The organism is Limnohabitans sp. (assembly GCF_044361645.1).
Taxonomy (GTDB): Bacteria; Pseudomonadota; Gammaproteobacteria; order Burkholderiales; family Burkholderiaceae_C; genus Limnohabitans_A.
Genome location: NZ_JBIKIL010000025.1, coordinates 1 through 12,455 on the forward strand (window position 1 = coordinate 1; position 12,455 = coordinate 12,455).

Sequence of the window (12,455 nt, forward strand, 5' to 3'; positions counted from 1 at the left end):
GCGTCGCTGCGCGCCTCGCAGTGACGGTGGAATGGTCATCGCGAGGCACGAAGCGATCCATGGACTGCCGCGTCGCTGCGCTCCTCGCAGTGACATTGCAGATTGCCGCGCTTCGCTCGCAATGACGCTGGAATGGTCATCGCGAGGCACGAAGCGATCTATAGACTGCCGCGTCGCTGCGCTCCTCGCAGTGACGGTGGAATGGTCATCGCGAGGCACGAAGCGATCCATGGACTGCCGCGTCGCTAAGCGTCTCGCAGTGACGGTGCAGATTGCCGCGCTTCGCTCGCAATGACGCTGGAATAGTCATCGCGAGGCACGAAGCGATCCATGGACTGCCGCGTCGCTAAGCGCCTCGCAGTGACATTGCAGATTGCCGCGCTTCGCTCGCAATGACGCTGGAATGGTCATCGCGAGGCACGAAGCGATCCATGGACTGCCGCGTCGCTAAGCGCCTCGCAGTGACATTGCAGATTGCCGCGCTTCGCTCGCAATGACGCTGGAATGGTCATCGCGAGGCACGAAGCGATCCATGGACTGCCGCGTCGCTAAGCGCCTCGCAGTGACGTTGGTGTTGGGTCATCGCGAGGCACGAAGCGATCCATGCTTGCCGCGCTTGGCCCGCCCCAACCCCCACAACCCACAACCACCCACTACCTTCAACCTTCAACCCTCAACCCACAACCCACAACCCTCAACCCACAACCCACAACCCACAACCCTCAACCCTCAACCCTCAACCCTCAACCCTCAACCCTCAACCCTCAAGCCCCAACCCCCAACCCCCACCGCGCATTGCTCACATCACCGGCCTGAACCATGCGTTCAGCGGGTGGCCGAGGGGTTTTGTTGCAACCACGCTTGCAAGCGCGCCACACCTTGCGCCAGACGCGCCAAGTCTTTGGACGCAAAGCACCAGCGCAGCCAGCCTGCTGCTTCGGGCGCAAAGGCCTCGCCGGGGGCCAGGCCCAGCCCGGCTTCGGCCACCAAGCGCTTGGCCGTTGCCACCGCGTCGGGGTGCCCCTCCAGTCTGAAAAACGCGTACATGCCGCCCTTGGCTGGGGCCAGTTGCACGCCCGGCACGGCTTGCAAGAGCGGCACCAAGGTGTCGCGGCAGGCTTTCAGGTGCGCCACCACGCGGGGCGTGATGTCGGCGCTGTTGTGCAGCGCCACGACACCCGCTTTTTGCGTGAACACCGAGGCACACGAGGTGTTGAACTCGATCAACTTGCCCATGTGCGGGGTCATGGCCTCGGGCATGACCAGCCAGCCCAAACGCCAGCCGGTCATCAAAAAACTCTTGGAAAAGCTGTGCACCACGACCAAACGGTCGTCTGGCTCGGCCACGTCCAAGAAAGACGGTGCGCAGCCGTTGGCCGTGTCGGCCTCGTAATACAGGCGTTCATACACCTCGTCAGCCAACACCCAGGTGCCGGTGCTGCGGCAGTGCGCCAAGATCTCGGCTTGCTCGGCGCGGCTGAGCGTCCAGCCTGTCGGGTTGTTGGGCGAATTGACGATCAGCAGCCGGGTTTGGGGCGTGATGGTGGCTTTGAGCGTTGCCATGTCGAGCTGCCATTGGCCCTGCACCGGGCGCAGCGACAAGCACTTCAAATTCGCGCCCATCACCAAAGCCTGGGCCGTCAGGTTGGGCCACACCGGGGTGACCGCGACCACCTCATCACCGGCGTCGATCAAGGCTTGTGCGGCCAGCATCAGGGCGTTCACGCCGCCCGAGGTGATGGCCAAGCGCGCCACGTCGATGGGGCCGTGCAAGGCCGACATGTAGTCGGACACGGCCTGCCGCAGTTCGGGCAAACCCAGGTTGTGCGAATAAAAGGTCTCGCCGCGCTGCATCGAGTCGACGGCCGCCTGACGCACGATGTCGGGCGTGACCTCGTCGGACTCGCCAAACCAAAAAGCCAGCACATCGGGGCGGCCCATGCCGGCGTTGGCCACTTCGCGGATGCGCGACGCTTCCAGGTCCATGATGGCCTGGCGCATGAAAGGGGGGGTGTGGGTGTTCATGCACTCATCCTAACGAAAGACTTGCCCTGCCTTCGTCGCCCTTTGCACAAGCGCATGTTTTGCCTATCATGGACAGCACCACCAACCCTGCGGTGAACCGCCATGCGACACATGCGTTTTGCATTCAAACTGACCCAGCTGCTGACCAGCACCGCCCTCGTTTTGGGGCTGATGGGTCTGGCCCGCCCCAGTGGTGCCGTAGAGAGCTTCACCGCCACCACTGGCGCAAAGCCCGCCGGCAAGGGCCAAAAACCCAAACCGGCCAAAGCGCCAAAACCACCCACCGACAAAGGCTCAGCTGAAAGCCAGGCCGAGCGCGACAAACGACTGCAGCGCGAATGCCGAGGCCGACCCAATGCCGGGGCCTGTGAGGGGCACGCGAGTTAACCGCCCCACCACAGGCGCAAACCGCTGGCCCGCACACTGGGCCGGGCCAGCGCAGCATTGAACAAACCGGCCTGGGCTTCGACCAAACTGAACTGCTCGCGGGCACGGGTGATGCCGGTGTAGACCCATTCGCGCGACAGCACCTCGGCCGCGCCCGGCGGCAACACCAAGACCGTGTGGGCAAACTCCGAGCCCTGGCTTTTGTGCACCGTCATGGCAAACGCGGTTTGGACATGGGCCAAGCGCGACACACTGACCGAACGCAGTTGCTCGCCGTCCAAAAACCAGACCTTGAGCTGGCCTTGCAGATTGGGCATGGCCACGCCCACGTCGCCGTTGAACACGCCCAGCTGCGCGTCGTTGCGGGTGACCATGACCGGGCGACCGGCAAACCACTCGCCTTGTGGTGCGAGCCAGTGCGCCTCGGCCAAGGCTTTTTGCACACCCGCATTGAGCGCGTGGCTGCCCCACTCGCCCTGGTGCACGGCGCACAAAATGCGGCAGCGGTCAAAGGCCTGCAACACGCTGCGCACCCAATCGGCATGCGCGTCGGCGTCGGCTCCCGCCGGGCCTTGCCGCAGGCGCAGCAGGTAATCGGTGTAAGAAGGCTTGTGCGAGCGGCCCAGCGCCAGCGCCCACACGGCTTGGGGGCTGTCCGGTTGCAGGGCCAGCAAAGGCTGGGCCGGGCCTGAGGGCGCGGCCAAGCAGGCCCAAGCGGCATCCACATGGCCCGCGTTCACGGCCTCGGCCAGCTGGCCAATCGGGCCGTCAAAACGGCGGCTTTGGCGCAGCATCACGGTTTGTTGGGCCAAGGCCGACACCGCCTGCCCGGCGCGGGCGTGAAACGTCTCGGCCAAACTTTGCCCCGCCACCTCTTGCGCAAAACGCAAGGTCTCAGCCTGGTAGCCGCCTTGGAACGCGTCGCGGCACACATCGCCCAGCACCGCCCCCGCCTCGACCGAGGCGAGCTGGTCCTTGTCGCCCAACAAGACCAGACGGGCCGTGGGCGGCAAGGCCTGCAGCAAAGCGTCCATCATCTCCAGGTGCACCATCGAGGCTTCGTCAACGATGAGCACGTCCACATCGAGCGGGTTGGCGGCGTGGTGGCGGAACATGCGGGTGTCGGGCCGCGCGCCGAGCAGCGCATGCAAAGTGCGGGCCGGTCCGATGCGCTGGATGAGTGTGTCCAAGTCAAGGCCCTCGCCAGCGGCCACTTGCACACCCTCTTGCACCCCCTCTTGCGCCCCTTCTTGCGCACCATCTTGCACACCCTCTTGCGCACCTTCTTGCACACCCTCTTGCGCACCTTCTTGCACACCCTCTTGCACCCCCTCTTGCGCACCCTCTTGCGCCCCCTGCCCGGCTGGCCCTTGTTGGGCCAAGCCTTGCAGCGCTTTGAGTGCGCCGTCGATCGATTGTTTGAGCCTCGCTGCGGCCTTGCCAGTGGGCGCGGCCAAGGCCACGCGCAAGGGGCTGGGGCCAGTGTGCAGCGCCAGCAACAGCGCCAACAAGCGCGCGGCGGTGTAGGTTTTGCCCGTGCCCGGGCCACCGGTGATGACCGACAAATGCGCCCGCAAAGCCACGGCGCAGGCCAGCTTTTGCCAGTCGGTGGCTGACACCGCGGCCATGGGGGATATGGGGAACTTGGGGAACTTGGGGAACTTGGGGTCCTCCAAAGACGCACCCCGTTTTTCCCCCATTTCCTCCTCGTGGATGACTGGATGGGCCGGGGCGTCAAAAAACCGGTCCAACCAGGCCCGCGCCAAGGCCTCGGGCACCGGCACTGCGTTTTGGGCGCGTTGCAACAGGTTTTGCCCCACACGTGCTTCGTAGGCGCTGTAGCGGCGCAGGTAAAGCAAGGGCGCATCGACAGAGCCGCCCAAGACCAGGGGCTGGCCCCCTTCTGGCGCGTCGAAGCGGCGCAAAACAGCGCTGGGGGCTGCCTGCAAGGACCAGCGCCAAGCGGCCGCATCGGTCGGCATCTGCGCCCACAGCGCCAGCAGGCCCTGCGGGGACTGCAGCGCCTGTGCCGGCCAGCCCAGCAGGGCCACGGGCGGTGAGGCCAAATCGTGCAGCGCCAAGCAGGTGTGGCCTCGGCCCTCCATGTGCGCCAGCAGGGCCGCTGCCACCAGCACCGGCGCGGGCGTGGCCGGGTCCAGGCGCTGCAGTTGCGCGGCCAAGGCGCTGTCCAGGCGGCGCAGCCAACCGGCCTCCGAAGCGGCCATGAGCCACTGCAGGGCTTGCGCCGTGCTCAAGCCCGGCGCGGGCTGGGGCCCGTCCTGCAGCCAGTCCCGCTGTGCAGCTGGGGACATAGGGGCCAGACGGGTCTGAAGTTTGTGAGGCTTGTGAGGCTTTGATGCCGAGTTCATGAGGCCCCCAGCATCGCGTCCAAACCGGCCATCAAGGCCAGCGGCGCGGGCAAAGTGCAGCAGCCCCCGGCTGGCCCGTCGATGCCGCGCATGAACACATACACCGCGCCGCCCAAATGCTGCGCCGGGTCGTAGGCCGCGCCCATGCGAGCGCGCAGCAAGCGGTGCAAGGCCAGCATATAAAGCGCGGCCTGCACCTCGTAACGGTGCTGGGCCATGGCCGCGTCCAAGGCCTGGGCGGTGTAGGCCGCGTCCTCGGTGCCCAGCTGGTTGGATTTGTAGTCCAGCACCCAATAACGCCCGGCGTGCTCGAACACCAAGTCGGCAAAGCCCATGAGCATGCCGTGCAGCTGCGCGTCGGGCAGCTGGGGCCGGGCCACACCGGGCAGCAAATGCAGCTGGCACAGGGCGTCGATGTCACGGGCCAGCAAGCGCTCAGCAGGCAACCAAAACTCCATTTCAGGCAAGAGCTGGTGTTGTGCGCTCAAGGCATTCAGGGCCACGTTCGGCCCCGCCAAGGGCTGCGCCACCAGCCGCGCCAACCACTGCACCACGCCTTGGGCCTGCGCCTTGTGGCCCGCGCGCTCGCAGCGCTTGGCCAAGCGTTCGGCCGTCGCGGTCCCGGGCAACAGGGCAAAGCCTTCGCTGGCCAACCATTCCATTTGCTCATGCAAGAAGTTGCCCGCACTGGGGCCACGGGGAAAGTGGTGCCACGGGGCCTGCACTTGGCTGGTCGCAACCGCGAGTTGCGTGCTGCTTGCAGGGGGCCACTGCGCGCCAAAAAGGGCCGCGTCATTTGGCGCTTGGTCCTGCGGCTCGTCGTCGGCCGGTCGCGGCGCGATGAGGTCCAAACGGGTCTGTAAAAAAGCAGGCGTGCTGGGCCCGTCGGCCACAGTGTCGAAGAAGGGCGACTGCATAAGAGGCTGCACGGATGGCTGTAAATAAGGCTGCAGCGTCGGCGGCAAAGAAGGCTGTGACCAGGTTTGCGCGGCCAGGTCACGCGTCAAGCGCGAAAAGCTCGCGATGCCCCAGCGCTTGTCGATGCGGGCGGTGCACACCAAGGCCTCGCGCAGCGCGGGCCGCTGCACGGTGCGCTGCCAAGGGGTCAAGGGCACATCGCTTGGCGCTGCCGTGAATTGCACCGACAGGGCTTGGCCTTGGGCATCGGTCTGCAAGGCTTGCCATCGGGGCCACCAATCCGAAGCCGCCAGCGCTGCGCCGCCCGACAGCAAATGGCCGGCCGCGCTGTCGTGGTTGACACACGTTTGGCCGTTGCCGCGTTTGACCGGGCTCCAGCCCACCCACAGCGCATGCCGCGCCCGGGTCAGCGCCACGTACCACAGGCGCAGGTCTTCGCGCAGGCGGTCGTGGTCTGCCCCTTGGGCGTCGGCACGGTCAAACGCCAGTGTCCAGTGGCGCGCACCCGCCTCGCCCACCTGCATAACCGCCGCTTTGCCCGCCGTGACCTCGCGGTGGCTGTGTGCAAACGGCAAGCACACCACCGGGTACTCCAGGCCCTTGCTGGCGTGGATGGTGATGACCTTGACCAGGTCTTCGTCGCTTTCCAAGCGCACGGTTCGGTCATCGCTCTCGGCCGCGTTGCCGCGCCGCGTTTCGTCGATTTGCTGGGCCAACCAGCGGATCAATGATTGCTCGCCATCGAGCTGGCTGCTGGCCGTTTGCAGCAACTCGGCCAAGTGCAGCACATGCGTCAGCCGCCGCTCGCCATCGGCCTGGCCGCGCCAGCGCCCGGCCAACTGCAGGCGGTGCAGCGACTGGCGCAGCATGGCCAACACGCCCTGGTTTTGCCACACCTGGTGCAGCTCGCGCATCTGCTCGGCGCGCTGGTCGAGCAAATCGTCTTGGGTGGCCAGGGCGTGCAACTCGGCCAAGGACAGGCCCACCGTGCGCGTGCCCAAGGCGGCGCGCACACGGCGCATGTCTTGCGGCTCGGACACACCGCGCAGCCACAAGCACAGGTCTTGGGCCTCGTCGCTGGCAAACACCGAGTCGCGGTCGGACAGGTAGACCGAGGCCACACCCCGCGCACGCAAGGCATCGCGCACCGCCGTGGCCTCTTGGCCGGTGCGCACCAGCACGGCGATGTCCCGGGGCTGCAGCGGCACATCGCCCTGGCTCGGTTGCACAAAGCGGGCCTGCGGGTCGGCCAACCAGGCCACGATCTGCTCGGCGCACAGCGCCGCCAAATGGCTGCGCGCGTCGCGTTGGCTGCGCAGCGTGTTGTCGTACACCACGGTCATGGCTGGCACGGGGCCGGTGCGGACATGCAGTGATTCGACTCGGCCTTGGGCCAACACAGGCTGAAAGGGCAAGGGCTTGTCTTGGCCCGTGCGGTAGCCAAAGGCATCTGCGGGGATCTCAAACCAGCGGTTGACCACCGCCACCAGGGCTTGGGTGGACCGGAAATTGGTGCCCAGCACATGCTGGCGGCCTTCGGTGGCGCGGCGCGCGGCCATATAACTGTGGATGTCGGCCCCCCGGAAGCCGTAAATCGACTGTTTCGGGTCGCCAATCAAGAGCAGCGCCGTGTTTGGGTCGTTCTCGGCCGTGCGGTAAATGCGGTCAAAGATGCGCAACTGCAGCGGCGAGGTGTCTTGGAACTCGTCGATCAAGGCCACCGGAAACTGCTCGCGCAGGCGCTGGGCCAGGCGTTCGCCCGATTCGGGGTCGGCCAGCGCCACATCCAGCCGCTGCAGCATGTCGGCAAAGCCGAACAAGCCGCTGCGCTGCTTGAGTTCGTGCAGGCGCTGCAGCACATGGCTGCGGGCATGCAAACGGGCCTGTTCTGAAGGCTCGGGCAGGGCCAACAAAGCGGTTTGCAATGCGGCATAGGCCTGGCTTTCGGGCGGCAGGAGCACCGTCTCGAAGCCGGGCTTGCGACAGGCCAGCAGGCCCTCGGGCGTGAAGCGCGTCCAGCCGGTTTTCATGCCGACCTGCAAAGCAGGCACGTCCGAAGGGCTGAGCGCCCAGGCTTTGAGCACGGCCAGCCATTCGGCGCATTTTTTGACGCTCAGCTTGCGGCCATCCCAGCCGTGTTGGGGGGCGGCCAGTTGCGCCTCGACCCAGCCCAGCAGGTCGTCGGCCTTTTTGTCCCAGCCGAGTTTCAGGGCTTGCAATTGCGCTTGACGCGCCGCCACCGTGGCGGCCAGCAAGGACGCCAAGTTGCCGCCGTGTTCGTGTTCGGGCTCGGGCAATGGCACGCCCATCAATGCGCGCATGTCGGCCTCCAGGGCGGGCACGTCGCGCCAAATGCTTTGCGCCAGCAGCACCTGCTCGGCCGACATGGGGTAGAGCTGTTGGCGCCAATAGTCTTGCACCGCTTCCAGGCGCAGCGCGGCTTCGTCGCCCAGCAGTTTTTCTTCAAACAGCTTGCCGCTGTCAAAGGCGTGCTCGCGCAACATGCGCTGGCACCAGGCGTCGATGGTGTAGACCGCCGCGTCGTCCATGGCCTGCGCGGCCAGCGCCAGCCGATGGGCGGCTTGCGCACGCGCCGGGCCAGCGGGGTAGTCGGCCATCAGGCCCAGTAAAAAGCGGTCCTCGCTGGGGTCCAGCCCCCGAAACACCCGGGCGGCCTGGCTCAGTCGGGCGCGGATGCGCTCGGACAACTCACGGGTGGCGGCACGGGTGAAGGTCATCACCAACACGTCCTGCGGCAACATCGGGCGCACGGGTGCCGTGTCGGGGCCACCATGGCCCAAGACCCAACGCACATACAGCGCGGCAATCGTCCAGGTTTTGCCGGTGCCCGCACTGGCCTCGATCAGGTGGCTGCCGCGCAAGGGGAAGGTGGCGGCATCCAGGGCCCGGCCAACCGCCACCTCGGCGGCACCAGAAGCCGCGTTCAAAGCGGTGTTCATGCAGACCCCTCTGAGGTCACGGCCTGGGCTTCGGGCAAGGCCTCGACTTGGATCTTCTCCGCCCAGTCGCGCAAAGGGGCATAAACCGCCTCGGCCAAGCGCGCGAAATCGCCATGCGCCATCAGCGCATTCAGTGTGGGGTAGGTGCGCGCCAGCGCCGGGTCTTTGTCGCGTTCAGAGCCTTGGTGGCTGCTGCCCTCGTACAGGTCGAGCAAGGCGTTTGTTTTGTTCGGCTCTTGCAGCCACAACAGCGCCAGCGCGGGCGGCAAAGGCAGCGGCCAGCGCATGCCCTCGGCCCAAGTGGCCAGCAGCAGCTGCAATTGCGCACGGGCGCTGACGGGTTCTTGCGGCGGCACCCGCAGCACGGCATTGGCCCCCACCACCACGCAGCTCAGCGGCTGGCCCATGGCGGCGCAGGCCAGGCAGAGGAGCCAGATGTCGATCAGTTTGTCCGGCATGGCCTGTGGTGTTGGGGATTTCAAATCAGCCAGGGCATTGGCCCTCAACACGATGAGCCGCAAGATGCGCCGCGCGCCGCCGTCCTGCTCCTGCTCCTGCTCCTGCTCCTGCTCCTGCTCCTGCTCCTGGTCTTCTTGCTCCTTATGCTCCTCCTCGGGGGTCAAAACGCTCAAAGCATCTTGCAGGCGCACATGTGGGTGCGCCACATCGATCAACACCCGCGTGGCCGCTGGCACCCAACCCTGGCGCTCGTGCAGGGCCGCGCCCAACAAGGCGCTCAAGCGCTGCGAGAAAGCATGCGCCGCGTGTTGGCCCACACCCGCCAGCGGCATCGCCCCGGCTTGGCGCAGGCGCTGCACCACGGTGTGGGTGTAACGGGGCAATTTTTCGGCGCTCAAGTCAGGGGGCACATGCTGCAGTTCGTGCTGCAACAGCTGGTACTGGTCCAGGCCGCCCAGGCCGAACAATTCTTCATCGTGCACTGCGCTGCGCTCGTCTTCCAAGTGCACCTGCAAGCGCTCGCGAAAAAAAGCCCCCACGGGTTGCCGCAAAAACCTGGCCAACTGCGCCAAGCCAATGACGGGCAGGCCTTGGGCCGATTCCATGGGGGGCAAGAGGCCAAGGCCGTCCGCTTGGGGTGTCCGCGGCAGGCCACCACCCTCGCCTTCTGAGGGGGTGGATGAGGGGGTGGATGAGGGGTTGGATGAAGGCGTTTGTGCGGCGCGCCATTCGCGGGCGTAGGTGAACAAGCCACTGCCCGCTTCAAAATACGTCCGGCTGAAGGGCTGCAGCGGGTGCACCGTGGTCAGGCGCTCGGCGCTGCCTGCGCCCCACAGCGCGTCGATCTCGTCGCGCAACTGCGACACCAGCACCGAGGGGGCTTGCTCGCTGTTGTTGCGCACGCTGCGGCCGCTCCAGCTCACGTACAGCGTGCGGCGGGCCGACAGCAAAGCTTCGAGCATCAGCTGGCGGTCGTCGTCGCGGCGCGAGCGGTCACCGGGGCGGCTCATGCCGCTCAATCCCAGCAGGTCAAAGTCGGTGCGCGGGCTGCGGCGCGGGTAATCGCCGTCGTTCATGCCCAACAAGCACACCCTTTGGAAAGGGATCGCCCGCATCGGCATGAGGGTACAAAAGGTCACCCCCCCAGCGCGAAAACGCTGTTCGAGCCGGGGCACTTTCAAGGCCTCCAGCCAGGCCGAACGGGCCACCGCCAGGGGCACAGGTTCTGCAAAATCGGCCTGGTCTGCGGCGCGGGTCCAGTCGTTCAGGGCTTGGTCCAGGGCCGACAAGGCGTTGCGGTCGGTGTCGTCTTGCGCCTTGAACAGGGCCGCCAGCAGGCCGCGGCAGCGCTCGGCCCACTGCAGCGGCGTGGCGGCGCTGTGGCTGGTTTGCCACCAGTCCAGCAAGGCCTGCAGCAGATGCGCCAGGGCACCGGCCAACTCGGCATCCAGACCGCCCACCTCGGCAAAGGGCTGAATGCCATCGGCATCGGGCACCGGGTCGGCCCCGCAGGCGTAGCCCATCAGCATGCGCTGCACGCCAAACAAAACCGAATTGACATCGCCACAGGCCCCCAGGCCCAGGCCTGCGCGGTGCGAAGCCGACAAGCCCCAGCGGATGCCCGAGCCCGCCATCCAGCGGGTCAGCGTGGGCAACTGCGCGCTCTGAATGCCAAAGCGCGCCGCCAAGGCTGGCACTTCCAGCAGCGTCACCAGCTCGCTCATGCGGCCGCGCTGCTGGGGCAAGGCCAGCAGCCACTGCACCGCGTGGACCACCGGGCTGGTGGCCTGCGCGCCCAGGTCGGCGATGTCGAAAGGGATGAAGCGCGCATCGCCCCGTTTGTACTGGCCAAACACGGCGCGTATGGCCGAGGCCATGGGCTCGATGTCGGGCACCATGACCACCACATCGCGCGGCGACACCTCGGGCTCCTCGTGAAACCACTGCAGCAACTGGTCGTGCAGCACCTCCAACTCGCGCACCGGGCTGTGCGCGATTTTGAACAGCACCGAATCGTCCTGCGGCTGCAAAGCGGCGTCCACCGGCTCTTGCGCCGAGCGCAAATCGCGGATGCGGTTTTGCAGCTGCGTGAGCAAGCGGCTGTCATCGGCCCCGGGGGCAGGGTCGAACAAATCCAGCCGCACGCCCGGTGCGCGCTCTTGCGCGGCCTGCAGGTCGTCAAAGGCGTCGAGCTGGCGCACAAAGTCACGCCCTTGCCGACCCCAGGCCGCGAGCAAGGCCGGGGCGTGCAAATGCATGTGCTCAAAAGGAAGGGCCGAGAGGTTTTCTTTTTTGTAAGCATGCCGCCTGCGCTCGGCGCGCAACGCATCGCGCCCGTCCATGATGTCGCCCCAGTGGTGCTGGCAGGGGTTGGGCACGGCCAGCAGCACTTGGCTGTGCGTGGACAGCGCGGCCAGCATCTCCAGCAACTGCTTGGGCATGTGGCTCATGCCAAACACCGAGACGCGCCGTGCCACCGGGCTGGCCAGGGCTTGGCCTGAATGCAAACGCGCCAAAGCCCGCAGGTGCAAGGCGGGCCGGGTGGCCTGCTGCTCGGCCTCAGTCAAGCCGGCCAACACGCGCCGCCAAAGTGCGGCCTGCCACAACTGGTCTGGCGGCAACTGGCCGCGTGGGTCGTCCGCCCGCACGGGCTGGTCGGGCTGCTGGCGCAGCACCATGTGGCCTGCGTCCCAGTCTTGCAGCCAATCAGGGCGGTAGATTTGGTACTGGTCAAACAAGTCGGCCAAGCGGCTGGCCAGCTGCCACAAACGGTGCAGGTCAGGGTCTTGATCAGGTTCTTGATCAGGTTCTTGGTTAAGGCCCTGCTTGGGCGCGGTCGCTATGCCAGGCCTTGGGCGCCCGGCTTGCAAAAAACCCGCCACGGGCTGGAACACCGCCTCGCCCACACAGGTGGGCAGCAAGGCCATCAAGCGCCACGTCATGGGCAGTTTGTCGAGCGGCGAATCGGTGGGCACTTGGCCTGCGCCCAGCACCTGGCGGTAGGTGCGCCACAAAAACCGCGAGGGCAACTCCACCCGTGTTGCGGCGCACACGCCGCCGCTCTGCCCGGCCAAGCTCATCTTGATCCACTCGGCCATGCCATTGCTTTGCACCAGCACCACCTCTGGCTCCAGGGGGGCCAAGGGCTGGCGCGTCAACCAGGCCGATAAGGTCTCGGCCAGCAGCTCAGCGCGGTGGCTGTGCAGGGCCAAAAAGCCAGGGGCGATCAAAGGCGTGGTCATGCGGTGTTTCGAGGCGTTGTTGATCTGGTCCGATGAAATAAGCACACCATGTTGTTCAATTTTCAAGTCATCCTGGGCCCAGAGCCGGCACCCCC

General features: G+C 66.4%; 5 protein-coding genes. 1 reads left to right on the forward strand and 4 read right to left on the reverse strand.

Annotation, left to right across the window (positions count from 1 at the left end):
- Positions 1-825: 825 nt before the first annotated feature.
- The gene (locus ACIQ39_RS05760; protein WP_396433654.1) at positions 826-2,025 is read right to left on the reverse strand and encodes a pyridoxal phosphate-dependent aminotransferase; all 1,200 of its coding nucleotides are present in this window, start codon (positions 2,023-2,025) and stop codon (positions 826-828) included.
- Positions 2,026-2,136: 111 nt separating this feature from the next.
- On the opposite strand from ACIQ39_RS05760, the gene ACIQ39_RS05765 reads away from it, so the two are divergent.
- Positions 2,137-2,412 carry a hypothetical protein gene (locus ACIQ39_RS05765; RefSeq protein WP_396433655.1) on the forward strand — a complete coding sequence of 92 codons (276 nt, stop codon included), beginning with the start codon at positions 2,137-2,139 and terminating at the stop codon, positions 2,410-2,412.
- Here the strand turns inward: ACIQ39_RS05765 and recD are convergent.
- Genes recD through recC form a run of 3 tightly spaced genes read right to left on the reverse strand, consistent with a single transcriptional unit; the run spans position 2,409 to position 12,360 of the window.
- Positions 2,409-4,724: an exodeoxyribonuclease V subunit alpha gene (gene recD / locus ACIQ39_RS05770; protein ID WP_396433656.1), complete on the reverse strand. Its 2,316-nt coding sequence runs from the start codon at positions 4,722-4,724 to the stop codon at positions 2,409-2,411. The genes ACIQ39_RS05765 and recD overlap by 4 nt on opposite strands.
- A 53-nt stretch (positions 4,725-4,777) precedes the next feature.
- Positions 4,778-8,659 carry a UvrD-helicase domain-containing protein gene (locus tag ACIQ39_RS05775; protein WP_396433657.1) on the reverse strand — a complete coding sequence of 1,294 codons (3,882 nt, stop codon included), beginning with the start codon at positions 8,657-8,659 and terminating at the stop codon, positions 4,778-4,780.
- The gene (gene recC / locus ACIQ39_RS05780) at positions 8,656-12,360 is read right to left on the reverse strand and encodes an exodeoxyribonuclease V subunit gamma (protein WP_396433658.1); all 3,705 of its coding nucleotides are present in this window, start codon (positions 12,358-12,360) and stop codon (positions 8,656-8,658) included. Before recC ends, ACIQ39_RS05775 begins: the two co-directional genes overlap by 4 nt.
- Positions 12,361-12,455: the final 95 nt, after the last annotated feature.